We start from the raw sequence: 24,125 nt of genomic DNA, 5'->3' as shown, positions 1-24,125 counted from the left end.
CTGACCTAGCGGGCACGGCCCCGTACGAGGCCGCGAAACAGAGGCTTACAACACGCTTGCCATCGCTTGACGCAGCTAGGAACCGCTGGCCCAGAAATGCGGACGGACTAATTCGAGGTTGGTTTTATGCACCTGCACGCCGGCCGTTGACACGTGACTCGAGAGCGAAGTGAAGTCCTCAATGAAAATCAGAAATGCGGCGATGTTTCATGCCATCGGTATGGTCCTATTCGCGATGGTCGCAAACTCGCCCGTGAATGCGGACGAGTCAAGCGACCACGAATCCCGTCGGCCAAACATCCTTTGGGTCATGATCGAAGACTGGTCGCCGGATTTGTCCTGCTATGGAACAAAAGGAATCCAGACGCCGCATGTCGACAAGCTCGCATCGCAAGGCATCCGTTACGAATCCGCATTTACTACGTCGCCGGTTTGTTCGACTTCTCGATCGGCGATGATGACGGGGTTCCATCAAAACTACATCGGTGCGAACCAACACCGCGAATACAACAAGAAACCGCTGCCGCATGGGATCAAGCCGATTCCGCATCTGTTTCAAGACGCGGGCTATTTCACGGCTCTGATGAGTTACAAGACCGATTGCAACTTCACGCCCGACAGCAAGTCGGAATTGTTCATGGGTGAGGATTGGTCTGAGCGAAAACCCGACCAGCCATTCTTTGCAAGAATGACGTTTGGCGAGACGCACCGGGCTTGGAATCGCGATCCCGAACGATCGATCGATATTAGCGACGTCGAACTGCCGCCGTACTACCCCGATACACCGTTCTGTCGCCGCGATTGGGCGAACGGGCTCGAGCAGATGCAAGTCGTCGATCGTAAAATCGGTGCATTGCTGAAGCGACTTGATGACGAGGGCCTTTCCGAAAACACGATCGTGTTCTTCCTTGGTGACCATGGACGGTGCCACATTCGCGGGAAGCAGTTCTTGTACGATGGCGGCATTCGCATCCCGATGATCATGCGTTGGCCCGGCAAAGTTCAGCCCGGACAAGTCAGCAGCGATTTGGTCATGTCGATCGACATCTGTGCAACGATTCTGGAAGCCGCTGGCATCAAGGCGCCGGTTCCGCTACACGGAAAGAGTCTGTTCAGCGACGAAGTAAAGAATCGCAAGTATGTTTTTGCAGCTCGCGACAAGATGGACGAAACGCACGATTCAATGCGTGCGATTCGGTCTCGCGATTTCAAGTTGATCCAGAATTTGATGCCAGAGCGTCCTTGGTGCCAATTCAATCGGTACAAAGAAGGTTCGTATCCGATGCTGGCGGCACTGAACGTCATGAACATGAAGGGCGATCTGACACCCGAACAAGCCGTTTTCATGGGGGCAACCAAGCCCGAAGTTGAGCTGTTTGATCTGCGCAGCGATCCGTTCGAGGTTCGAAATCTGGCGGGCGACCCAAAATACGCTGACGTTCAGGCCGAGCTCCTGAAAGAATTGAACGATTGGCGAGAGAACGTGATTCACGACCAAGGTGTGACCGATGAATTTCGCGCCGTCGATGTCTTCCCCGAATCCAATCCCGATTCGACGGTGAACGATTGGGTGACGGATAACGCTGGCAATTATGACTTCAACAAACATGGCTGGCCCGCGTGGTATCCCACCAGAACTTTAGCTGAATGGGAAAGTACGCTGGCGACTTGGGAGCCCTATGTGTTTCGCGCGCCCGACGAAGTGATGCCGCGACCTGGCGTGGTTCATTCGAAGTCAAAAAAGAAACCAAAGCCGAACAAGCAAAAAGCGGGTAAGAAACAGTGAACAACATGATTGATCAAAGTGTGCGGACAACGATGGCTGCGAATTATCTGCGATTGCTGGGCGGTCTTGTCGCTGTCGCGGGATCGATCGTTTTCTCGCAACTGGGGTGGTGCCAAGGTCGTACCGACAGCGGTGAATCCGCGTCGGCATCCCCCAGTTTTGTGTTGATGATCGCTGACGATATGAACTGGGACGATTGCGGCGCCTACGGGCATCCCGCCATCCGCACGCCGAATCTCGATCGGCTTGCCGGCGAGGGATTGCGGTTCCGACACGCGTACTTGACGACGAATTCGTGTAGTCCGTCGCGAGCAAGCATCATCACCGGCCAATACCCGCACAACACGGGCGCAGAACAGCTTCATTGGCCGATCCCGGCGGGAAGCAAGACATTCACCAACGCGCTGCGATCGCGAGGGTACTACACCGCCGCGGCTGGAAAGTGGCACATGGGCGATTTCATCCGTGACCACTTCGACAAAGTCTACGAAGCGTCGACGGCGGGTTTCGTCTTGCCGTCGGGCATCGACGGTGAACCGCCAAAAATGATTGCGGATCAACCCAGTGGTTGCGAGGATTGGGAAAGGGCACTGGAGGAGCGTGACATGTCGAAACCGTTTTGCATGTGGTTGGCGGCGCTCGATCCGCACCGTGAATACACTGACGGCGCACTCGATCCACCGCACCGTGCCGAAGACGTGATCGTTCCAGCGCACTTGCCCGACACGGCTGATGTTCGCGAAGACTTGCGTTTGTACTACGACGAAATCGGACGCCTGGACTCCTACGTTGGGAAGGTGATGGCGAAGCTGAACCATCAGGGCGTTGCCGAGAACACAGTGGTGTTGTTCATCAGCGACAACGGTCGGCCTTTTCCTCGTGATAAAACAAGTCTGTACGACGGCGGCATTCGAACGCCATGGATCGTCCGTTGGCCAGCCAGAATTGTGGCGGGGAATACGACGGATGCGCTTGTCAGTTCCGTGGACATCGCAAAGACTTTTTTGGAGCTCGCGGGTGAACCCGGTTGGGATGCGTTTGGCGATAGGGAAGCAAAGAGCTTTGCGTCGGTGCTATTCGATCCGACCCGATCCCATCGTCAATTCGCATTTGCCGAAGATCACTGGCACGATTACGAAGATCACGCTCGCTGCATCGTCGACCATCAATACAAACTGATTCGAAACGATTACCCCGACCTTCCGCCGACGCCGTCCGCCGATGCGGGACGCGGACTGTCATGGCAAAACATGTTGAAGCTGGAGAACGCGGGCGAGTTGACGCCACAGCAACAAACATGCTTCCGAGCCCCTCGCCCCGAATGGGAACTGTTCGACCTCCAGCGAGATCCGGGCGAGCTTAAGAATTTGATGGACGATCCCGCCTACACATCGATCCAAGAGCGGATGACTGCGGAACTTGCCGCGTGGACGGAACAAACCGGTGACTATCTGCCAAGCAAACGGACGCCGGACGAGTTCCATCGAGTCACCGGCGAGCCAGACCACAGCGTAAGGGTGCGACCGCGACCATCGAAGCAGGAAACGTTCGGCACCAACGGAAAGTACTAAGCCATGCTCTATGCTTGAAATCAAGACAATCATGAATTCAACGCAATGACTTACCGTTCTATCTCGGCGACACTCGTTGAAGCAAGTGACAATTGCGCAAATACGTTTCGCGCCGAGGACGGATTGCAAACAGTTTTTTTGATCTTATTTACATCAAGAACGAATGGATAGGCATGCTCATTCGATAACATTGGCTACGTTTCGGATCACGAGTTTCGCTGCCAGTTATTGCTTTGCAGGGTTGCCCACCGGTAGGCTCCATGACTCACGTTCCCATTGATTTCACGATCGTTCACGGAATTCCCGAGGCGATGCGATTGCCTGCTGCGGCACTGTACGAAGACGCGTTTGGTCCGAAGTTCGCCGTTGCGATTCCTTGTGCCGAACATCGCCATGCGTTGTTGTCGGAATCGCTGAATCTTGACTACGCATTCGCTGCGATCAAAGACGATGGACTCATTGGGTTGGCTGGGTACAAGACGCATGAGGGATCGTTGACCGACGGGATGACCTACAGCTCTTTGATCAAGCACGCTGGAGTGATTCGCGGAAACTGGGCCGCGCTCGTATTCAGCTTGTATGAGCGATCGCTCACCAACGGACAGTTGTTGATGGATGGTATCGTTGTGGATCCCTCGATGCGTGGCCAAGGCGTCGGGACGCAACTACTTCATGAACTGATGCAGTTCGCAGGGATAAGTGGTTTCGAGTCGGTACGGCTAGATGTGGTGGAGACGAACCCGAACGCCCGCAGAATGTATGAGCGAAACGGTTTCGCGGTAACGCGAATCGAACGATTCGGTTATCTGCGTTGGCTTCTCGGTTTCGGAGCTTCCGCTACGCTGGAACGCGCAACCGCCGTCAAAGTATCGTAAGAGACCAGACGTTTGCGTCCGCTGGGATTTGCTGCCGAACGATGCTGTTCTCTTGTCACAAGAAAAAGATTTAGCTGAAGCCTGATGAATACCTGGATCGCTCTGTTTCGAGGAATCAACGTCGGCGGTCGGAACAAGATGCCGATGGCTCCGTTGAGGTTGGCGTTGGAATCGATCGGTTGCCGATCGGTGCAAACGTATATCCAAAGCGGAAACGTGCTGTTCGATTCTGCTGCCAAGTCGAAAGCCAAGCTTACCCGTTTGGTTGGCGACGCTACTGAATCGGAATTTGGCTTTCGTCCGACCGTCTTGCTTTTGACTGCCGCCGAATTCCATTCCGCGATCGCGAATAACCCGTTTCCAGATGCTGTCGTCGACCCGAAGACGCTCCACTTCTTCTTTCTTGATTCTGTCCCGACGTCACCCGACAACGACGGGCTTGCAAGCCTCGCCACATCGACAGAACGCTATCAGTTGGTCGATAGTGTTTTCTACTTGCACGCACCCGACGGTTTCGGGCGTTCTAAGCTTGCATCGGCAGTTGAACGCAAACTTGGTGTGGCGACAACGGCTCGCAACTACAAGACGATCCACCATTTGGCGGCGAAGCTGAATGCAGGCAGAGCGTCAAAGTGTCGATCGACTAGGTAAAACTGGAGTCGCAATGGTTGGCGGAATTTGATCGAATTCGGATGTTACCGGATCGGATGCAAGACGGCATTTGACGGCTATCAATCTGGTCAGTTCTCGCAACCAGCGCGTTTTACGTTCCTCGCAGAAAGTACCTTGTTTTCATGGTCCCAAAGTCGATTGCCCATTCGTCTTGCCGCGCTCCCGCTGTGCTGGTCCGGTTGCTGGTGGCTGGAATCTGCGTCTGGATCGCTTCGACAAGCAACGTTGCGCATGCTCAGGATAAAAACTCGCAAAACGACCGAGTCACGGAGACGAAGGCAGACGTCGGTCCGCTTGAACCAGGCCCCAGGAAAGCGGCGAAAGTGAGGCGTGACGACCGAAACTGGATAAGACGCAATGCCGGTTTGTTTTTCATCGTACTCCACGCTGGCTGGATCGTGCCTATGGTGATGATCGGGGTACTTTTTCACCGTCACCAGAAGAAGAAGGAAGAGCAACGCCGTACCACATTGGGTGAAGTGGCCCAAGAATTGAACTTGGTTTTTCAGGAGTTTCCGACCGGCTTGTCGCTTGCCACCCGACTTTCGCCGCTTCCCCAATTCGCGATTGGCCGAAAGCAACAGATCACAAATTTGCTGGTCGCTGAAACCTCCGATGTCTGCATCAACTTGTTTGACTACCAATACACGACAGGACACGGGAAGAACCGGCGCGTCCACCGAGAGACCATCGCGGCAGTGTTAGCGACCGATTTGAAGTTGCCGACGTTCCACTTGCGCCCCGAGGGAACATTGGATCGACTTGGCAGCATGATCGGAATGCAAGACATCGATTTCCATGATCATCCCGAGTTTTCCAACGCGTTCGTTCTGAAAGCGGACAATGAAGCGTCGGTCCGTGAGTTACTTGACCGGCCGCTGCTTGACCACTTTGCCTCGCGACCCGGCATATCTTTCGAAGCGACGAACGGGCTGTTCGTTTACTTTCGCAAACACAAACAGGTTGAACACACCGTTGACGCGATGCGAGCCTTTCTGGGCGAAGGCTTTCAAACCCTGCAAGCGTTGCAAGAGAGATTGGAAAGAGTTTGACCGCGGGGCTACGTTAGGCGACAATCTGTGAGTTTCAGTTTTACTCGTTGACAACGAAAAGCGTTTCTATGAAGTTTGGGTACACCATCGTCTACGTCGCTGAGGTCAGCACCGCGATTAAGTTTTACTCCGACGCGTTTGGCTTCGCGACGCGATTCATTCATGACGGTGGTGACTACGCCGAACTGGACACGGGCGAGACGACGCTGGCATTTGCTGCACACTCGCTTGGGCAGTCAAATTTTCCGAACGGCTATACACCGCTCGCGGATCTTCCACAGCCCGCTGGAATCGAAGTCGCTTTTGTAACCGATGATGTTTCCGGATCAGTCGCGCGTGCGGAGGCTGCGGGTGCGACCACCATTGGTGAACCGGTCACGAAACCGTGGGGTCAAACGGTAGCCTATGTACGATCGCCCGATGGGACGTTGATTGAGCTGTGTACGCCCGTAAACAGTTGACCGGCACATAGGCCGGCGGGTATCGCGTCTATGTTAAACTTTTCGGGTTGGGGCCTATACAGTTCAAAAACCTATGCCAGTAACCGCCATGAAGTCGCAACGAGGTCTCACCGCAAGCATTCTTCGGATATGCCTGGGCGTGGTGCTGTCACTGGTCACTTTTCGGGTTCAAGCGGACGAGCCATCGCTGACCTACGAAAGCGAAGTTCTATTCGCACGCCGCATCGCGCCCCTGTTCCGCGAAAAGTGCATCGGCTGCCACGGTCAGGAGCCCGACGGCGTGGAAGGCGGTATTGACTTCCGAACGTTTGAGGCACTCGCCCGTGGTGGTGATAGCGGCGAGCGAGGAATCGTGCCGGGCGAATCCGACGCGAGTTCGATCTACCTGGCGGCGGCGCGGAGCGAGGATGAATTTTCGGCGATGCCGCCCAAGGAGAGCGAAGCGCTGGACGCAGAACAACTCCAATGGCTTCGTCGTTGGATTGAGACCGGAGCGACGTGGCCTTCCGAAGAACGGATCAGGTTCATCGAGGCCAAGTATGCTGATGCATGGTCTGTCGAAGATGGCGTGACGGTGAAAACATCCGGCGGATTGGACGGAAGTTGGACCGACCGACGCTATGACCCGGCTGGGTTGTGGGCGTACCAGCCACTTCCTGTTAGCTCGTCGAGTTTAGGCGAGGAGTCCATGCGAGTCGACGAAAACGAACGCGATCACGTGCGACGGAAGAGCCAGCAAATTGATCGCTTCATTGCCGATGCGATGCCGGAGGGGATAGGCGTTGCGGCGCGAGCTGATCGACGTACATTGATTCGCCGAGCGACGTTCGACTTGACCGGATTGCCGCCGAAGCCTGACGAAGTGGCAGCGTTTCTGAACGATTCCGCCGACGACGAGACGGCGTTCGCGATGCTCGTCGATCGGTTGCTTGAATCGCCTCACTACGGCGAACGGATGGCCCAGCATTGGCTCGATGTCACTCGCTATGCCGATTCATCCGGATTTGCTAACGACTATGAACGCGGCAACGCTTGGCGGTTTCGCGACTATGTGACGCGATCATTCAATACTGACAAACCGTACGACCGATTCGTCCGCGAACAGATCGCGGGTGACGAAATCGGACCGGACGATTCGGACAGTGTCATCGCCACCGGTTTTCTTCGCATGGGGCCATGGGAATTAACGGCCATGGAAGTGGCGAAGGTTGCCAGAATGCGTTTCCTTGACGACGTGACCAACAGCGTCGGTGAAACATTTCTTGGTCAATCGTTGCAATGTTGTCGCTGCCACGATCACAAATTCGATCCGATTCCGACCCGTGACTACTACAGCGTCCAAGCGGTGTTTGCGACAACGCAGTTGGCGGAGCGTCCGGTTAAATTTTCCCGCGAAGAAAACGTGAGCGGTTTCGACGAAAAGAAGTATTTGGAACTTCGGCAAGCCGAGTACCGAGAGACCAAGCGGCAGATGCAATCTGTATTGTTGGCGAACGCTCAGGAATGGTTCAGTACCAACCAGCGTGATTCCAAACGATGGGACGACGCCGTTGCCGAAGCCAAGAAAAAAGGGCGAGTGCAAAACATTTTTAAGTCTGTCCGCAGCGCCTTGATGGATGCGGGCGTCGAACAGACAGACCTGCCGCCCGTCAACGTCGGGTTCACCACCCAGCAATACGGGCGTGAGCGTGTCGCGGGCAAGGGTTTGGAACGGTTGGTGTGGGAATTTGACCGGTACAAACCGTTCGCACATTCTGTCTATAACGGCCACACCCGATCACTTAGGTCGGTCAATCAACCGCTTCGGCCTGCGAAGGATCCGACCGATGGCGATCTCGAGCATTCCGCGATCCACACCGGCGGCGATCCGTTTGCCGAGGGCGATGCTGTGCAGCCGGGTGTGCTGAGCGTCATTGCCGATCAGGTCCGCGCGAACATTCCACAGACCATCGACGGACGCAGGACGGCACTCGCTGATTGGATTGCGAACCCGAAGAATCCGCTCACCACACGCGTGATTGTCAACCGAGTTTGGCAATGGCATTTTGGGACTGCGATTGCGGGTAACCCCAATAACTTTGGTTCGACCGGTAAGCGGCCGACCCATCCCGAGCTTCTCGATTGGCTGGCTGTAGAACTGGTGAGGAGCGGTTGGTCGATCAAGAGCTTGCATCGGGTGATCATGAATTCAGATGCTTACTGCCGATCCTGCCAATACGATCGCGGCGCGGAAGCAAGTGAGACCACTGACCGTGATACTCTTGCTCTTGCGACGGCGTCATATGCAGCGTTCCTGCCAAGGCGTTTGAGTGCGGAAGAACTCCGCGATTCAATGTTGAGCGTTAGCGGAGAGCTGAATCTTAAGATTGGCGGCATCCCTTGCCGTCCCATCATCAACTCAGAAGTTGCGCTGCAGCCGCGTCAGGTCATGGGGACCTTTGCGGCCGCGTGGACTCCAAACCCCAAACCGGACCAGCGCAACCGCCGCTCGCTGTACGTCTTGAAACTTCGTGGTCTGGTTGACCCCAGCCTAGAAGTCTTTAACGCGCCGTCGCCTGATTTTTCTTGCGAGCGCCGAGACACTTCGACAGTCACACCGCAAGTATTCGCGATGTTCAACAGCAATAGCACGAATGCGAGAGCTTTGGCGTTGGCAAGCGAGGCCGCGAAAAACGGCGGCGATCGACCGGAAATGATTCGCAGTCTCTACAAATGCCTGTTTGGCCGCGAGGTCACCGATGCAGAAATCGACCGTTGCCTGTCGCACTGGAAGCACGTTGAGTCTTTGATGCCGCCCAAGGCGATTCCCAGCCAACGTCCACCTCGGGAGGTCGTTCGCGAAGCCGTGGAGGAAAACACCGGCGAAAAGTTCACCTTCGTCGAAACGCTTCACGCGGTAGACGATTTTGTTGCCGATTTGCAGGCGGATGAAGTAGATCGTGCGACATTCGCGCTAGCCGACGTTTGCTTGGTTTTGATGAATAGCAATGAGTTTGTGTACGTGTACTGAGAGAGCGAAATCCGTGCCCAACGATTTCTTCGACGTTGGGGTGTTCGCAAAGCCGTGTGTTCAGAATGGCAAATTGGGTAGGTGGAGCACGGCAAACGCCACGATAGAAAGCAGCATCGACGCTAGGATGTAAAAACACCCCCATCCAAAAACGAGAATGACCATCACGGGCATCCCGCCTTGTCGCCATCCGATCCTAGCACCAACTTGAAAGTTGGACCATGTCGAGGCAATGAAAGCGACGGCGGCAAGTAACATTTGTAAATGCGACAGCCGAGTTAGTCCCATCGTCGTAGCGAGAATCAAGATTCCGCAATAGCCAGTAGCGATCACAAGCAAGCAAGCAAAGTTTCTCGCCCAAGTCGAATGGTCACGATCGCTACCCTGTGTGCGGTCCGAGGCAGCGGTCGATGAATACGGGTTTTGATCTTTGCTCAACGTCATACTCTGATTCATCGCGGTCACGACGTACACGCCTGATTGCGGTGTGCCAGTGGCGCGTCCCACCTTTGCGTCTTAAGAATGCTACTCTTTTACTCGGTATTCGATTTTGTTGCTCCCAGTTACAGCATGAGAAACTTGCATGGTCAACGTCCAGAGAGTCGGTCTGATTGGATTTTTCGCAATCGCGTTTGCGACGAGCAATCTTGCTCAAGATAAATCGCCGAAGTCAACAAACTTTACAACCGACACGGACATTCTGTATCGTGTTGGCGAAGGCGTGACGGATGCGATGAATGAACGATGCCGATTGGACGTTTACTATCCCAGTGTCGAAAAGGACTTTCCAACGATCGTGTGGTTTCACGGTGGCGGATTGAAATCGGGAAACAAGTCGATTCCTAGCGAACTTAAGAACCAGGGCGTTGCCATCGTCGCGGCAAATTACCGACTGCACCCCGGCGCAAAGTCGCCTGAATATGTCGAAGACGCCGCCGCCGCGGTCGCTTGGACGATCAAAAACATTGAGCGCTTCGGTGGTTCCCGATCGAGAGTTTTTGTGAGTGGGCATTCGGCGGGAGGCTATTTGACGTGCATGGTCGGTTTGGATCGCCACTACTTGGCAGCCCACGACGTGAACGCGGACGACTTGGCGGGGCTGATCCCGATGAGCGGCCAGGCCGTCACTCACTTTACCGTTCGAGCGGAACGTGGGATCGGTAACAAGCAACCGATTGTTGACGACATGTCACCCCTGTTCCACGTTCGCGGCGATGCGCCGCCCATTCTGTTGATCAGCGGCGATCGCGACATGGAGATGATCGGCCGATACGAAGAGAACGCCTACTTGTGGCGGATGTTAAAGGAAGTCGGCCATAAAGATGTTGACCTGTTCGAGCTAGAAGGTTTCAACCACGGAGAAATGGCGAAGCCAGCCCACCCGCTGATGTTGAACTTTGTAAAACGCATCTGCGAGAGCCAGGGCTGAACCCCGAGCAGTCTTGGTTCAGTTCAGGCTGAACTTTGGCGGAAACTTTTCGTCGTTGGGATCATCGTTTTTGAACGACTGTTCTTCGTGTGATAGCGAATGCAATTTCACGGCGCCTTTTCGCAGCAACCGCACAAGGGATCGTGCCCGTGCATCAACGTCAGGCTCGGCAAGAAGTTGCAATTTCGCTTCGACTTCAAATGGAAGTGTGTAGGCGATGATGTCAGTGATTGGGCCAAGGCCCATTTGTCCGGCCATCAATTCGTGCAAGTTTTGTTGCACACTCTGGCTGGCCGGAATGATTTCGGCAAACGCGTCCAGCAGACTTCGCTTTAAATCCAACCTGTGTTCCGCACCGATTGGCGGATAGATATCGTCATTGACGTCGACTTCAGCAATGCGAAAAGTCCGGCCGGCATCGAGTTCTGAAACGACCTTTGCACGTTTCGCCCCGACCAACAGAATGTTGTGGCGATCATCGCCAAGATCGGCATGCGAAACAATTCGTCCGATGCAAACGGTCGACGCGATTGGTGGACTCTGGTTGGGCATTGCCGCGATCCCGCCCGTCAAGGTAGCCATCGCAATCAATCGATCGCTCGCCAAAGACTCGGCCAACATCTCGGTATAACGTGGCTCGAAAACGTGCAGCGGTTGCATCGCGTGAGGAAAGAGCACCAACTCTGGCAATGGGAACAAGCAAACGCGACTGTCGAAGTCGTCGGGCAGATTCGTGATGTCATCCAAGTTGTGCATGGTTCCAAGTTTCGCATGGTTTCTGGCCGCAAACGTTGGTTCGCGGTGACAGTGAGGAAAACCGAACGCAGTGTGCGTCGTCCAAGCCGCCGATCAATCGTTGCTGGAAAAAGCCATCAACAATTGAAGCACGTACCAGAACAACAACACAACCGATGCGAACAGGGCAAGCGAAGCAGCAACATATTGCGATGTGTTGTAGTGATGCAGAATGTTTGACGTGTCGTAGAGGATGTAACCACATGCCAGCGCGACCATCAAACCGCTGAACCAAAGGCCAAGCGAGAAGCCGAACGCGATTCCGGCGACAATGACTCCCATTGCGACAAAACCGCCGAGCGCCAGAAACTTGCCCCAACTAGCCAAATCCGCGCCGGTGACGAACACGAACGCGGTCAGACCGACAAAGCACACCGCGGTGATCGCAGCCGCCATGATGGGCAGATTGGGTTCGCCCATGACGCGAATGCAGACATACAACATCGGCAGCAGGATGATTGCTTGGGCGAAAACGTACAGACTGAGGCCCGCGTACTGCATTCCCTTCGATGTACTGCTGTTCGCCCATCTGCGTGCAATCCAGCTGACTCCCATGAACAGTCCGAGAACAATCATCCAGCCAAAACCGCCCAGCATGCGGCCGACCAGTGCGTTCATCGTCGCAGCAGGAACGACGGCAAACAGCACGGCTTCGATCGCGATCAAGGCCAGGATGGCGCCGGTCATGTGAGCGTACGTCTTCCGGATGAACCCTAAACGTTCATTCTCGGCCGCGAATGCAGCGGGCGTGCCCATGGAGGAAACGGCGTATGGGTTCGGGCTATCGATTTGCATTGGGTTCTTTCCGTGCGGTGGTGTCTAGATATTGGGTTGGCGGGGCCGTCAGATTGAGAGGATTTTCCAATCATTCCGAAACTGATGTCGCAACGGCCTCAATATACGTCGACTTGTGGTATTGATGGGAGAGTAAATGATTGACTCGACCAACGCGATGTCGGACAATGCGGGAACTTTCCAACCGACCAGCCCGAGCCCCAGTTAGGCGATCATGCTTCTTTCAGGTGATGAGATTCGGCGGCGCCAGAACGATACGCTACGAATTGAACCGTTCGACGAGGCTCGGCTCAACCCGAATAGCTACAACTTGTCGCTCCACAACGAGTTGTTGGTCTATGAGGAAGTCGTTCTCGACGCGGCATCGCCCAACCGATATCGGCGTATCGAGATCCCGGAAGAGGGGCTGACGCTGCAGCCAAACCAGCTGTTTTTGGGTCGGACCGTCGAGTACACCGAAACCCACGGCTTGGTTCCCATGATCCAGGGCCGTAGTTCGTTGGGCCGATTGGGTTTGTTCATCAATCCGGGCGGCAGCCTGGGCGACGCTGGATATTGCGGGACCTGGACACTAGAAATGCATTGCGTTCAGCCGGTCCGGATCTACGCGGGGATGGAGGTTTGTCAGATCTATTACCTTGGCCTGGAGGGCACTTGCGAAGGCTATTCCAGTGAGAAATATCAAAACAGCCGTGATATTCGTCCCAGCCAGATGTTTCGCGAACTCGGCGCCGAAGTCAACGAAACGCAGTTGGAACTGAAATTCGATGAACTGTTGCACGGGGCCCGCTAGACGCTTGGTCCCAAGGTCGTGATGGGCGTTCGTCAAGTCAGCATGTGCAATACAATTTGGCCCGGTCAGCAGCAGTTTTGGTCCGCGTCGGCAGGCCAATTTAATCGCGACAAACTGCGCATTCGACGCAATTTGTTGAGTTTGGCGTCTCTGGGGGGTACTCTAGTGGCAAGGTTGGATACGGCTGGGAGTAGCTTGTGAGGAACTTTCGGCGGTTCGAACCGCTTCACTTTTCCACTCGCCGCCGCAGACGCTGCCTTGAGCACTTCTTCTGAGCCCACCGAGACTTCTCCGACAACGCGACCGCCTGGGACCGCGACGGGGTCGACGCTGATATGGGACCGTGTCCACGCGATGGCGGAGGTTGCGGAAGACCGGACTGACTTTTACAAACGTCTGGCGGCAGAGATCGTCGAAAACTTTCGATGCGGATTGGTCGCCATTGAAGCCGCCCATTGGTCGGCGCCGATGATGTTGGTTGCCGATCCGGCGCTGTCCTCCCAGATTTCGCGTGACGAGTTGCTGGGTTTGTTGGCGTCGGCTAGCAGTTCTCCCGTGGCCTGCAACATCCCGATCGAAACGGATTCCGATTCGAACAACGAGTCAATCGAGTTTCCGGCCGGTGATGCGATGGCACGTGGGCTGAGGATCGAAGTGGCAGCGACGCCATCGCGAGCGGCGCTGTTGTTGGTATACCCGCTGCGAAGTCGACCGTCGGCAATCACCCAGATCGAAGACCTGCGGCTCTTGCAAACCTATGGCGAAGCGGCACGATCGTTGGTGGATCAGTTTCCAGTCGCATCAGGAAAGCGATCAACCACTGCACCAAGCGACACGGTCGAATCGCAACAGCTGATTGCACCAGAGGAGCCTCGCGGACTTGCCGGCAATCGGTCCTTGCGTGTACTGCACCTCGACCTGGATCTTGATGCGACATGCTTCCGTATCGCGAACGAATCACGACGGCTGCTCGGGTCGGATCGCGTAACGGTGTTGAAACGACGGGGATCGAAACTTCGCGTTGCTGCGGTTAGCGGTGTGACGGTCGTGGATAAACGAGGGAATGCAGTTCGCTGTGTCGAACGGTTGACGAACGCTGCCGTCGTGATGTCGCGGCCGCTGGTATTGCCGGGCGGCGACTTGATTCCGCCCCAGATTCAACAGCCACTGGACGACTATCTTGACGAAACTGCCGTCACCTCGGCAATCATCTTGCCGCTGCATGTACCGAGTGAGGATGCCGATGGCGTCGAAGCAGGTGATTTCGATCCGTTCTCAGGCGATGGCCCGTGCATCGGCGTCATCATGCTGGAGTACTTCGGCGGCGACGTTCCCGCGTCTGTCACGTTACCGATGAACATCGTTGCCAGCGAAGCGACGTTGGCGCTGCGAAACTCGTTGGAACATCAAAGCGTTTTTGGGCTTGGATTGTGGAAGGGTGTTGGAAAGCTGATTGGCAATGGGCGATTGCCGTGGGTTGTCGCTGCATTGATCGCACTTGCGTCGATGGCAACGGCATCTGTTCTGATCAACGTCACGCACCATGTCGTCGTCAGTGGTACCGCCGAACCGAGTCACCGACGCGATGTGTTCGCAACCATCGACGGCACTGTCAAGAATGTCTTGGTGAACGATGGCCAATATGTACAAGCAGGCGACGTGTTGGTTGCGCTCGAGAACGCAGACTTAGAAAGCCGCGCCGAAGCGTTGTGGGGCGAGATCCAAACGGCGATATCGCGATTGGCGTCCATCGAAGCGGTCCGACTGAGCGGCGAATCAGATCCGAGCCAGTCCGGTCGCATGGCCATCGAGTTGATGCAAGTGGAAAGTGAACTGGCCAACCTTCGAGGTCAACGCACGATATTGGCAGCTCAACAAAAAGAACTTCAGATCACGAGCCCAATTTCCGGCCAGGTCGTCGGATGGCAATTGTCCCGACGATTGGCTGACCGCCCGATCGGCCGCGGCAACCTTCTTGTCTCGGTCGTCGACCCAACCGGACCCTGGACTTTAAAGCTGAAGGTTCCTGATCGTGATGCTGGAACCGTGATCGAGGCTTCCAAATCGAACCCGCAGTTGCCGATCGAGTTCGCGGTTGCAACCCTGCCCGAATCGACTTTTTCAGCATCGCTTGAGGAAATCGCTACCGCTTCGCGAATGGACGATACCGGACAACAGGTCGTCGACGCGGCGGCGGTGATCCACATGGATCCCGAAAACGTCGTTCGATTTGATTCATTCAATGCGAGCGAAATGCGCAGCGGCGCCGATGTGACGGCAAAGATTGCTTGTGGTCGACGATCGATCTTGAGGAGTTGGTTCGGCGACGTCTTTGACTTTGTCCATCGCAACGTCTTGTTCTACTTCTAGGGACTGTTTTGAACCAACTTCGTCCCGTTCCGCCCACGCCAACGAAACCCACTTCCGCGGGCCATCGGTTGAACGTACGCAGGCGGTTGGATTTGAAGGTCGTCCGGACCACACACAAGCATGAATCGGCGGTCGTGGTCAAGGATCCAATCGCGATGAAGTACCATCGCCTTCGACCGGATGAGTACTTTGTGCTGGAGCAACTGGATGGCGAGCGAACGCTGGAAGAGATTCGCTTGGCTTACGAGGACGCCTATCGTCCACAGAAAGTCACGACGGCCGAGTTGAACCAACTGGTCTTTCGCTTTCACCAAATCAGTCTGACGATTTCGGATGTCGCGCTCCAGGGCGATCGGCTTCGCGAACGTGCGCAAAAAGAGATTCGTCAAAAATGGATCGGCCATCTATCCGGCTTGCTATTCATTCGATTCCCGGGGGTCGATCCCGAACCGCTGCTCAAGCGACTGTATCCCTTGGTGCGACCGTTTTTGGGTCGATTCGGCACAGCCGCGTTCCTGTTAACGCTTGCTTTGGCTGCAGCCGTTTTCGTGATTCACTTCGATACGTTTGCGGCGCAATTCCCGGCGATGGGGAGTTGGATTCGTTTGGAAGCCATGCTGGTGTTGGCGTGCGTGATTGGCGTTACGAAGGTGCTGCACGAGCTAGGACATGCCATCATGTGCAAACACTTCGGCGGCGAGTGTCACCAGATCGGGCCGATGCTGTTGGTGTTTACACCGGCGCTCTACTGCGACACGTCCGATTCATGGATGCTGCCCAGTCGTTTTCAGCGCGCGGCCGTCGGATTGGCGGGCATCGCTACGGAAGTCTTCTTGGCATCGATTGCGACGTTGGTTTGGGCCTCGACGGCGCCGGGAATGGTCCACTACGTCGCCATGAATGTGATGTTGGTCTGCAGCGTCAGCACAGTACTGTTCAACGCAAACCCGCTGCTTCGCTACGACGGATATTTCGTTTTGTCCGACTTGGTGGACGTTCCCAATTTGGGTGAAAAGTCACGTCGTCTGTTGTCGGGTCACGCCAACCGAGCGTTGTTCGGTGTTGATGAGTTGACCGATGAACCGATGTCCGGCTTCGAACGCGTTAGTCTGCTCGTCTATGCGGTTGCGGCGTTCGTGTATCGATGGTCGCTGACGCTGGCGATCCTATGGTTGGTGGCGACGTTGCTTCGTCCCTACGGCCTCGAGTCGGTCGGCCGAGTGCTATGTGCGTTCGCCGCAGGGGGAATGTTGTTCGCGACGCTCCGTGGCCCCTTCAAATTCTTTCGAAATCCCGCACGCCGAAAAAACATTCGCATGAACCGATTGATGATCACCACCGCACTTACCGCTGCGTTGGTCGCGTTTTCGTTCGTCCCGCTGCCGTCGGGCGTCTCGTCGACAGCCAAGATTGTTCCGCGCAACGAAACGCCGATTTACGTCGCGACCGCGGGCACTCTAAGCGTTCTAGAAAAACGCCCCGGCGACGCCGTGCAACAAGGTGAGGTGATTGCGAGACTGGAAAACTCTGACATTGAAATGCAATTCCAAAGGATTCAGGGTCGGCACAAGAGTCAGACATTGATGGTCGAATCGATGAAGCGTGCCGCCTTCGATGTGCCGGAAATTGCAAACGAATTGCCGATGCAGGAATCACTGTTGCAAGACCTGACGGCGCAGCTTGCAACTCATTCGCAACGTCGCAGCGGTTTGGCGATCAAGGCAACTAGCAGTGGCAGGTTGATCGCGGCACCCCACCGCGCGTTCGATTCTCAATCGGCCGTCGAAAACCGCTTGATCAGTTGGTCCGGTTTTCCGACGGATGCGAAGAACGACCGCTGTTACTTGGAATCGGGGCATGAATTAATGACGATCCTTGGCGATGACGCTTGGGATGCGGAGATTGTTTTGCAACAGAGCCAGGTCGAACGAATCGCTGTGGGAGCGAAAGTGAAGATGGTCCTGGAGACAATGCCTTCCGAGAAATTTTCCGGAACCGTCGTCGAAATCGCACACAGCGAATGGGACGAGATTCAGAACGCCGATCGACGCGATGACGTGCGAGCGGCTCGGTCCCAGAACCCTCTGGAGACCTCGTACGTGGTCCGTGTCGAGCTGGGAAAAGCTGACAACGCACCGCTAATCACCGGGGCGATGGCAACGACACGAATCGATGCGGCGCCGGTTTCGATCGTCGGCCGAGCATCGAGATGGCTGAGCGGCTTGTTGCGATTCCGTTAGACTGATTCGGAGTCGCTCGACGCATTGTCGAGCATTGCTTGAAACTCATCTTCGGTGATGATCTTCACGCCTAGTTTTTCCGCCTTTTCCAACTTGCTGCCCGCTTTTTCGCCGGCTAAGAGGAAGTCTGTCTTTTTGCTGACGCTCGATGATGCCCGGCCACCGAGTTTTTCGATCAACCCTTTGATCTCGTCCCGCTTGAACTGTTTCAGCGTGCCGGTCACCACGACCGACTTGCCCACGATGGGACTGCCTTCGATCTTCTCTGGCTCGGGGTCGGACAGCTTGACGCCCACCGTTTCAAGGTCCGCGAAAAGTTGCCTGCCGGTTGGACTACTGCAAAATTCGACGACACTCTTGGCGATTCGATCGCCTATTTCGTGTATCGACGCCAGATCATCGATCGACGCGTCCATCAACTTACCGATCGTGAAGTGGACTCGAGAAATCAGCTTGGCGACACGCGGCCCCACGTGACGAATCGAAATGGACGACAGCACGCGCGCCAATCCACGATCACGGCTGGCATCGATACCGCGAATCAAGGCTTCCGCGTTGAGTTGACCGAAGAGAACATCGATCATCGCGCCGTCTTTGCCCTTACGCTGTTTGGGCCATGCCAGCGCTGCTACTTGATCGACGTTCAGGCGGTAGAGGTCGGCATAGCCTTCGATCAATCGATGGCTCATCAACAAATCAACGACTTCTTCGCCGAGTCCATCAATATCCATGCCGGTCCGGCTTCCAAAGTAGACCAAACGTTGGCGCAATTGGGCCGGGCACGATGGATTGGGACAGCGGATGTAGACGCCGCCTTCATCACGCACCAGTTCCGATTCGCACTGTGGGCATTCCGTCGGGAATGTCCATTTCGGCAGATCGGTTTTGCGAAGATGCTTTTCGACGCGGACCACTTTCGGAATGATCTTTCCCGCTTTTTCGACGATCACGGTATCGCCCTCGCGGACGTCAAGCCGTTCGATTTCATCGGCGTTGTGCAACGAAGCGCGGGATACAGTGGTGTCGGCAATATCGACCGGAGTCAAATTGGCGACCGGGGTGATGGTTCCCGTTTTACCGACTTGGACGGTGATCGAGGTCAGGATGGTCGACGCTTCGTAGCGTTCGAATTTGTAAGCGATCAACCAGCGTGGGCTCTTGCTTCGCATTCCCAGTCGATCGCGTTGGTTGAAGTCGTTGACCTTGAAAACAATCCCGTCGACTTCGAATGGCAACTCGGGCATTTCTTCTTCGAGCGCGGCCACGGCTTCCAGTGCGGCCGCAGAATTTGGGAACAGTTGCACGTCGGGAGTGGGCGGAATACCCAATTGTCCAACTTCACGCAAAAATTCGATGTGTGTTTTTGCTTTCAGTCCGTCGGTTTGTCCCACGCCGTGACAGAAAAATCGCAGCTTTCGCTGTGCCGCGATTGCCGGATCCAGCAACCTGATTGTTCCGGCCGTTACGTTGCGGGTGTTTTTGTAGGGTTCTTCACCGGATTGGGCTTGCCGCAGATTCAGGTCGGCCAAGTCGGCGTTGGTCATGTAAACTTCGCCGCGAACTTCGATCACCGGCGGGATCTTTTGCCCGACCATTGCCAACGGCAGATCTCGGATCGTGCGAATGTTGTGCGTGATGTCATCGCCAACATCGCCGTTGCCACGCGTCAGGGCCAATGTCATCGCGCCGCCTTCGTACCGGATCGATCCGGCGACGCCGTCGATTTTGTATTCCATCACCCATTCGATGGGTTCGCCGTCGAGCAGCTTTTCGGTTCGATCAAAATAGGACTTCAGTTCCTCGCGGCTGTACGTATTATCGATCGACAACATCGGCACGGAGTGTGGAACTTGAACCAAGTGATCGACGGGGGCGTCGCCGACGCGCTGCGTTGGTGAATCGGGCGACGCGAACTGAGGATTCGCGGCCTCAAGTTCCTTGAGTTCCTCAAGCAGCCGATCGTATGCAAGGTCTGAAACCTCGGGTGTCGCCTCGACGTAATAGAGATGGTCGAGGCGGCGAATCTCGCCACGCAATTGTTCGATACGCTTCGCAGCAGAAGTAGCCATGGTGGTTTGGTTCACTTCGTAGAAAAGTCGAGTTGCGTGCCGAGTTGGCAACGTTTCTGAATTTTCTCACATTTGCGATACAACCGAAAGCAGGTGACGGTGGCTAACGTACGTGTCCACGGCGCATAAAAAAAGCTCGCATATAGCGAGCTTTTTGTGTTTCGACGTGAGAGCCGAAACAGAGATGATCCCTACGGGGTTCGAACCCGTGTTGCCGCCGTGAAAGGGCAGTGTCCTAGACCACTAGACGAAGGGACCGTCAATGTAACAACGACAGTTGCGGGCCAATGATTCGGCTCCAAATGTCCTTGTGGGCACCGTTGTAGCGAAGTGACGGCGAACCCGTCAAGGCGGTGATGGCCGCCCGCTAGAAATTCTTGCTGAGGAACAACAGATGGTGAAAATCAGCGTCGCAGGAACGCGACTTCGCTAATTATTTTCACGCAATCGACTGAACAACCCCGCTCGCCGAAAGGAACGCAAACGACGCTCCTTTTGGGAAGCGCCGATCGACGTTCAACTATGATTCAATAGGGGCATCGCCCGATTCAACGGGCGTATCAGTTGACTCGACGGTCAACTCACCCGCTTCCAGACTTCGCTGGATCGCGTCATAGACTTCGCGGCGGTGAACCGGCACTTCACGGGGTGCTTCCACACCCAGCCGAACCTTGTCACCACGGATTTCAACAACAACGATCTTGATGTCGTTGTTGATGACGATACTTTCGTTCTTTTTTCTTGATAAAACCAGCATGTTCCGTCCTTTACCTTAACCGGCCCAATTTTTTGTTTCTCGTGCGTGCCTACATTTCCGATGTCGTGCAGGATTCTAGAATCGACCCTGATTCCTGCTTCACCGCTACGTAGGCCGGTTGTGCCCGCGAATTCTTTCCGTGCGTATTCGCTGTTTCCGACACTTGCAACTCTAGGTCAAAATTTGGGCGCGTCAAGGAATCCCGCCTTGACAAGTGATAAATTTTGCCCTTCCCACGGCCGTTTTGACACAGAATCGCTAAAACCGTGCGGAAATGCTTTCAATTGGACAGTTTCACGGCGTTTTGGCGCCGAAAATGTTTTGTTGGTGGTCCGTGGAGCGGATGTGCGTAGAGTTTGTTCCGTTGGACGGTGACTTCATTCTGTTTGCAAACCGGAACCGTTTGACGGTTTGACTCGTCATAACACTTACACAGTTGAGATCGCCTCTTCTCCCTTTGGAAAAGGTATTCCCATGGTTCGCGCCATCAATCAGACCCACGACTCGAACGACGGAAATCCACTTCAGTCGATTTCCTACACCCCCGCTCGCGCCACAAAGACGCTGCCGTTGGTCCGTCGAATCGTTCGTGATCTTGCACGATTGAGCGCATCTGTAGCCACCCAGAAGGAGCAGCTGCGTGCCATCGACGCGTTGCCCGAGACCTTCAACGGTCAGGCATACCTCGATGAGGTGTCGGATATGCGAGATTCGCTGGCCCAGGACGTCAATCAGTTGAAGTCGTACCAAGACGAGCTGGCGTCGTTCGGTGTCGAAGCCCACGAGCCTTTTGATGGATCCGTCGACTTTCCGGCGCAATTGAACCGCCGGCCTGTTTTTCTTTGTTGGTTACCAGACGACGATCGCGTGGAATACTGGCATGAATTGGGCCAGACGTCGCGCGACCGCAAAAAGTGGGACGCGACGACCGTCGGCTGTTAGTCTTCGACTGATCCGTTTCAACGGCTATCGGTTGCCTTCACGGCGGAGCGTCAGTTCGCGGACGATCGACCGTCCGGCGACGAATTTGTTGGGCACGTAGCTGTTGGAATCCAGGGGGATTTCGATTTGCACGGTGACTTCGTCGGTTCGGTCATCGATCAATGCCGGTGTCACGTTCAAAGTGACATTGTTGACCCCGAGCGAGCTCATGATGCGAAGGGTCTCGGTTCGAATTTCCGCGTTTGTCGCACCGGGAATGATTCCGATCCGGCATCCTTCGTATACGGCGTTGTCGGCGGTATGGCGAATCATCGCGACGCGGACAAACTCCATTGCCGCAAAAAAGAACAAGAACAACAGCGGTGCCACCATCGCAAATTCGACTGCGGTGGTGCCTCGGCGTTGATTCGATTTTGAAGAGCGTTTCATAGTGATGATCCGGTGTTCTTGCTTAGGTTACTCGGTCATGATCGTGCTGAGCGTCAACGCGATTTCGCGATAGACTTCGATCAATTGCAAACCGGTATCGGCGTGGAAGTGACGTCCGCCGCCGATCAACGCGACTTCACGCATTCGCGGTTGGTCCGCGTCAATGCCGAATGTGATCGTGTGAATGGTTACGTTTGGAGCAGCTAGCGATGAGGCGATGATTCGTGGTTCGGCAGCGGTGTTGTGGATACCGTCCGTCATGACGATGTACGTCTGTTCGACGAATTGCGTTCCCGCGCTTCCCGCCATCACGTTTGCACCGGCTTGAATGCCGCGTGAAATGCTGGTGAGTCCGCCGACGCTAAGGGCTGCCATTCCACTGCTGATCTGGGTCAAGTCTTCCGTCAACGCAACGTCTTCGGATGCGAATTGGCTGTACGAAGCGAGCCCCACTTTCTCATCGACGGGCGTACCATCGAGCGTGGTGATGAACGTGTCGATCGCTGTTTGCAAATCTGCGAACTTTTGTCCCCTCATCGAACCGCTGCGGTCAACCACCAACACGATGTCACGTTCGATGTAGGTTGCGGTCGCGTTGCTAACCGGTTCAAAGAAGTTGACGCCGAATATGTTTCCAAAGAACAATGGAACGGGGCCCGAAAGAGAACCGGTCGTTCGCCGGCCGTTGACCGCGACGCTGTTTTGCGGCGAACCGCCTTGCGAAAAGGCGAATTTCCCGCTGGGTTGGATGTCGCTGCGTCCGAAGGTGAAGTCACCGCCGTCCAACAACAACGGTTCACCGTTGACGGTGTTCGCGGCTGCGATTCGTTGTCCTTCGGCAATCGCTTGGTTTTGGTCGAGCGTTTCGGCCAAACGTGCAGCCGCTGCCTTGGATGCTGCGTCGGTTGCCGACCGCAGTTCTGTTCGAGACAGGTGCATTTGCGCGACGTCGACGGAGAAAGCGACGGCGACCATGAACCCAATCATCATGACGACGATCAGAACTAGCATGGCACCGCGACGATCACATCCACGGCGGGTTGGGCGGGCAAATAGAGACGTGTTGAGGAGACGAGTTGTGTTCATCAGGGTGTTTACTCTTTTACCATCACAATGCGGGCAGTCAAAACTCGATTGGCCACGAACTGGCCAGCGAGAGGGCTATTGGTCGACGTGGGGGCGCTCACTTCGACGACAACTTCGTCACCACGATCAGCATCAAGGGCTTCGCCGTTGGGGAAACTGACGACGAAGTCGTTCACGTTCCGGGCTGACAAAATGTTGATGGCGCGGTTTTCGCCGGCAGCATTGTCGCTGCCGACACGAATCGATTCGCGAATGGCTTCGTACGCGGCTACGTTCAACGACTGTTTCAGAAAAATGAAACTCGCCGCTTCGATGGATCCAAAAACCAACAGCACCAGTACTGGCAAGCAGACCGCGAACTCAACCGCCGCGACACCGCGACGCTTTGTTGAAAATCGGCGTCGCCGTTGGACAATAGGACTTGAAGGAATATGGGACATGATCCACGGAACCAAAATGAAGGCAATCAACTCGAAGGACGTAGGCACAGCAACTGAAATGGACTACTTCGCTTCATCAACGTCATCAAGAATGGGGCTTGCATTGGGATCAAGCGTTTCGTTTCGGTCCATCAACGAGTTGAAGTTGTTGGCGATTTCACGCCAAAAGTCGTTGCTGCGGAAATGCAGGGGAGCGACGGCGCGACCTTCGCTGGCATCTGCCAGAGCGGCACGCAGCCGAAGAATCGGACCGGCAAACCGGTTCGTCATCTTGAGCGTGTCCCAGACGAATGCTGGGATCAACGCCAAGGTGATCACGAAAAACGGCAGGAACCGCCGCATGGTGTCACCGAACGTTTTTCCCCACGCGACATCGGGTTGTTCGAACAGGCGAATCCAGATCATCAGCGCCAAGGCGTTGCAGATAAAGAACACCAACCAGTGAAAAGCGATCTTGCGGAGTACGCCGCCTTGGACTTCGGGATCAACCAGTGCCTTGCGTCGTTTGGTCGTTGTCTGGCTCATCTCTTAGCGCCCGTGTATTCGCGTTGGT

General features: G+C 55.3%; 21 protein-coding genes and 1 tRNA gene. 12 read left to right on the top strand and 10 right to left on the bottom strand.

The features are described 5' to 3' along the window. Positions 1-181: 181 nt before the first annotated feature. The 7 genes from Poly51_RS29100 (at position 182) to Poly51_RS29070 (ending at position 9,427) form a co-directional block, all read left to right on the top strand. The gene (locus Poly51_RS29100; protein ID WP_146462476.1) at positions 182-1,786 is read left to right on the top strand and encodes a sulfatase family protein; all 1,605 of its coding nucleotides are present in this window, start codon (positions 182-184) and stop codon (positions 1,784-1,786) included. Between the two features lie 167 nt (positions 1,787-1,953). Then, positions 1,954-3,357, top strand: a complete 1,404-nt coding sequence (locus Poly51_RS29095) for a sulfatase family protein (RefSeq protein WP_246114853.1) — start codon at positions 1,954-1,956, stop codon at positions 3,355-3,357. 260 nt (positions 3,358-3,617) lie between these two features. After that, the gene (locus Poly51_RS29090; protein WP_146462475.1) at positions 3,618-4,232 is read left to right on the top strand and encodes a GNAT family N-acetyltransferase; all 615 of its coding nucleotides are present in this window, start codon (positions 3,618-3,620) and stop codon (positions 4,230-4,232) included. An 84-nt stretch (positions 4,233-4,316) separates the two neighbouring features. After that, the gene (locus Poly51_RS29085) at positions 4,317-4,883 is read left to right on the top strand and encodes a DUF1697 domain-containing protein (RefSeq protein WP_146462474.1); all 567 of its coding nucleotides are present in this window, start codon (positions 4,317-4,319) and stop codon (positions 4,881-4,883) included. A 431-nt stretch (positions 4,884-5,314) separates the two neighbouring features. Then, positions 5,315-5,956, top strand: coding sequence for a hypothetical protein (locus Poly51_RS29080; RefSeq protein WP_146462473.1), 642 nt, complete (start codon positions 5,315-5,317; stop codon positions 5,954-5,956). 68 nt (positions 5,957-6,024) lie between these two features. Further along, a complete protein-coding gene (locus Poly51_RS29075) occupies positions 6,025-6,417 on the top strand; it encodes a VOC family protein (protein WP_146462472.1) in 393 nt (130 codons plus the stop codon). Positions 6,418-6,505: 88 nt separating this feature from the next. Further along, complete coding sequence (locus tag Poly51_RS29070; protein WP_186775896.1) at positions 6,506-9,427, top strand: PSD1 and planctomycete cytochrome C domain-containing protein; 2,922 nt, start codon at positions 6,506-6,508, stop codon at positions 9,425-9,427. Between the two features lie 60 nt (positions 9,428-9,487). On the opposite strand, the gene Poly51_RS29065 is transcribed toward Poly51_RS29070, so the two are convergent. Continuing rightward, positions 9,488-9,934 (bottom strand): hypothetical protein, encoded by a 447-nt coding sequence (locus tag Poly51_RS29065; RefSeq protein WP_186775895.1) that lies wholly within the window; start codon positions 9,932-9,934, stop codon positions 9,488-9,490. Between the two features lie 76 nt (positions 9,935-10,010). On the opposite strand from Poly51_RS29065, the gene Poly51_RS29060 reads away from it, so the two are divergent. Then, a complete protein-coding gene (locus Poly51_RS29060; protein WP_146462469.1) occupies positions 10,011-10,856 on the top strand; it encodes an alpha/beta hydrolase in 846 nt (281 codons plus the stop codon). Positions 10,857-10,874: 18 nt separating this feature from the next. On the opposite strand, the gene Poly51_RS29055 is transcribed toward Poly51_RS29060, so the two are convergent. Both Poly51_RS29055 and Poly51_RS29050 read right to left on the bottom strand, forming a co-directional pair. Further along, on the bottom strand, positions 10,875-11,612 hold the full coding sequence (locus tag Poly51_RS29055; RefSeq protein WP_146462468.1) for an LON peptidase substrate-binding domain-containing protein: 738 nt from the start codon (positions 11,610-11,612) through the stop codon (positions 10,875-10,877). Positions 11,613-11,705: 93 nt separating this feature from the next. Next, entirely contained in the window at positions 11,706-12,446 is a 741-nt protein-coding gene (locus tag Poly51_RS29050; RefSeq protein WP_146462467.1) for a Bax inhibitor-1/YccA family protein, read from the bottom strand. A 214-nt stretch (positions 12,447-12,660) separates the two neighbouring features. Between Poly51_RS29050 and dcd the strand changes: the two genes are divergently transcribed. The 3 genes from dcd to Poly51_RS29035 all read left to right on the top strand — a co-directional run bounded on the left by dcd (position 12,661) and on the right by Poly51_RS29035 (position 17,849). Continuing rightward, positions 12,661-13,239, top strand: a complete 579-nt coding sequence (dcd, locus tag Poly51_RS29045; RefSeq protein ID WP_146462466.1) for a dCTP deaminase — start codon at positions 12,661-12,663, stop codon at positions 13,237-13,239. 258 nt (positions 13,240-13,497) lie between these two features. Then, entirely contained in the window at positions 13,498-15,609 is a 2,112-nt protein-coding gene (locus Poly51_RS29040; RefSeq protein WP_146462465.1) for an efflux RND transporter periplasmic adaptor subunit, read from the top strand. Between the two features lie 155 nt (positions 15,610-15,764). Further along, entirely contained in the window at positions 15,765-17,849 is a 2,085-nt protein-coding gene (locus Poly51_RS29035) for a M50 family metallopeptidase (protein WP_146462464.1), read from the top strand. Here Poly51_RS29035 and ligA read toward each other — a convergent pair. From ligA to csrA, 3 genes are all read right to left on the bottom strand, one after another. Next, positions 17,846-19,918 (bottom strand): NAD-dependent DNA ligase LigA, encoded by a 2,073-nt coding sequence (gene ligA, locus Poly51_RS29030; RefSeq protein WP_146462463.1) that lies wholly within the window; start codon positions 19,916-19,918, stop codon positions 17,846-17,848. The genes Poly51_RS29035 and ligA overlap by 4 nt on opposite strands. A gap of 185 nt (positions 19,919-20,103) precedes the next feature. Continuing rightward, a tRNA-Glu gene (locus Poly51_RS29025) sits at positions 20,104-20,176 on the bottom strand. Positions 20,177-20,438: 262 nt separating this feature from the next. Beyond that, positions 20,439-20,675 (bottom strand): carbon storage regulator CsrA, encoded by a 237-nt coding sequence (gene csrA / locus Poly51_RS29020; RefSeq protein ID WP_146462462.1) that lies wholly within the window; start codon positions 20,673-20,675, stop codon positions 20,439-20,441. Between the two features lie 474 nt (positions 20,676-21,149). Between csrA and Poly51_RS29015 the strand changes: the two genes are divergently transcribed. After that, the gene (locus tag Poly51_RS29015) at positions 21,150-21,617 is read left to right on the top strand and encodes a DUF2203 domain-containing protein (RefSeq protein ID WP_146462461.1); all 468 of its coding nucleotides are present in this window, start codon (positions 21,150-21,152) and stop codon (positions 21,615-21,617) included. Positions 21,618-21,641: 24 nt separating this feature from the next. Here the strand turns inward: Poly51_RS29015 and Poly51_RS29010 are convergent, their stop codons facing one another. The 4 genes from Poly51_RS29010 to Poly51_RS28995 form a co-directional block, all read right to left on the bottom strand. Then, entirely contained in the window at positions 21,642-22,046 is a 405-nt protein-coding gene (locus Poly51_RS29010; protein WP_146462460.1) for a TadE/TadG family type IV pilus assembly protein, read from the bottom strand. Between the two features lie 27 nt (positions 22,047-22,073). Next, positions 22,074-23,057, bottom strand: a complete 984-nt coding sequence (locus tag Poly51_RS29005; RefSeq protein ID WP_146462459.1) for a vWA domain-containing protein — start codon at positions 23,055-23,057, stop codon at positions 22,074-22,076. Between the two features lie 83 nt (positions 23,058-23,140). Further along, complete coding sequence (locus Poly51_RS29000; protein WP_146462458.1) at positions 23,141-23,572, bottom strand: TadE/TadG family type IV pilus assembly protein; 432 nt, start codon at positions 23,570-23,572, stop codon at positions 23,141-23,143. Positions 23,573-23,635: 63 nt separating this feature from the next. Beyond that, complete coding sequence (locus Poly51_RS28995) at positions 23,636-24,097, bottom strand: hypothetical protein (protein WP_146462457.1); 462 nt, start codon at positions 24,095-24,097, stop codon at positions 23,636-23,638. Positions 24,098-24,125: the final 28 nt, after the last annotated feature.

It is taken from the genome of Rubripirellula tenax (assembly GCF_007860125.1).
Classification (GTDB): Bacteria; Planctomycetota; Planctomycetia; order Pirellulales; family Pirellulaceae; genus Rubripirellula; species Rubripirellula tenax.
Note: the sequence above shows the minus strand (reverse complement) of the source record. Positions and strands in the feature narration are given on the sequence as shown.